Raw genomic sequence first — 1,253 nt, 5'->3', positions numbered from 1 at the left:
AGATTAACCTCTATCAGTATGCGCCTAACCCGTTGGGGTGGGTGGATCCGCTGGGGTTGAATGGACATTGCGCATTCGGAAACAAAAATAAGCCTCGCGCACCAAGGCCGGGAAAAGATATTGATGTTGACGCTAATGGGATGGTGAAATCCCAAGCTGACAAGCTATTACCGCAGGGAGCCTCTACTACACTGGATCCTAATAAATCGCCATTAAGTGGGCATTACCATACAATTCCTGAAGGAAGTAAACTACCTGATGGTCTAGGCATTAAAGTTGATGGAAAAGATGTAATTCCTGGCTCACCACATGCAGCAGGCCATGCTACTATTTACCCTACACGTGACATGCCAATGACCGAGTTTCAAAATTTATTTGATTCAATACACTGGCAATATGGTGGAAAGATATGACGATTGGAAATGTCTATTCTGGAGAATGGAGTTCGGTAAAAGAGGCCGAAAATAACTTCTTATTTGCTAAACATTACTTTAGAAAATCTCATGATTTTTTTGAGAAGATCTTGCTAATTATTAACAATGTATCTGAGCAGGGGGCAGTGCTAAGATTTATAAGAGATGAAGATTTTGATAATTCACACCTTGAAATACTAATACCAATAGTTATCGATATTGCTGTGGATGGTAATATTGATAATTTTCATTTTGCTAGGGATATATTAATAAAAAACTCAAAGAATAATATTGTCAGGGATGGGTTAACATCTATTTTTGATGAACTGATTATCTCTCGAGATGAATATATGTATAGAAGAGTTGCGGAGTTATTGATTTTTTTAAGTTATAATGATTTAAGAGAGCGGTTAATGGATGAATGTAAAAAAAGCAATAATGATGATATAAAAGAGATTTATTCTGATTTTATTAAAAAATATAATATTTCTTAGTAAAAATAGCCGGAGGCGATCCCAACGATCCTTCCGGCTTTATGTTATCTGCTGTTTATCGTGCGCAGCGTCAGAGATTAATCTCCGTCTCAATCACTATCCTGCCCCACTCAACCGTCACCGTGATCGGCATTCTGGTGATAAAGCTGGACTCTTCCAGCCAGCGGCCTTTAAGGTTAATCGCTGACGGCAGGGCCCACAGGGCGATTTTGTCGCACGCTATAGCTATGACGCACTGGGCAGACGCACCCGTAAAACGGTTATCTGGGGCGAAAACGGGAGGCAGGAAGAAACACGTTTCCTATGGGAAGGTTTCCGGCTGTTGCAGGCCAGACACGCTGACCGG

The 1,253-nt window shown here is 40.9% G+C and carries 2 protein-coding genes and 1 pseudogene; 2 read left to right on the top strand and 1 reads right to left on the bottom strand.

Annotated features, from left to right (window positions below; all coding sequences use genetic code 11):
- A pseudogene (locus WCT94_RS20665) lies at positions 1 to 413 on the top strand (hypothetical protein); the annotation flags it as partial.
- On the top strand, positions 410 to 907 hold the full coding sequence (locus WCT94_RS20660) for a hypothetical protein (RefSeq protein WP_336871586.1): 498 nt from the start codon (positions 410 to 412) through the stop codon (positions 905 to 907). The pseudogene WCT94_RS20665 and the gene WCT94_RS20660, both read left to right, overlap by 4 nt.
- 70 nt (positions 908 to 977) lie before the next feature.
- Here the strand turns inward: WCT94_RS20660 and WCT94_RS20655 are convergent, their stop codons facing one another.
- On the bottom strand, positions 978 to 1,088 hold the full coding sequence (locus tag WCT94_RS20655) for a SymE family type I addiction module toxin (protein WP_336871589.1): 111 nt from the start codon (positions 1,086 to 1,088) through the stop codon (positions 978 to 980).
- Positions 1,089 to 1,253: the final 165 nt, after the last annotated feature.

The sequence above is a fragment of the Pectobacterium sp. 1950-15 genome (assembly GCF_037136835.1).
Classification (GTDB): Bacteria; Pseudomonadota; Gammaproteobacteria; order Enterobacterales; family Enterobacteriaceae; genus Pectobacterium.
This window is presented reverse-complemented; position numbering and strand designations above follow the sequence as displayed.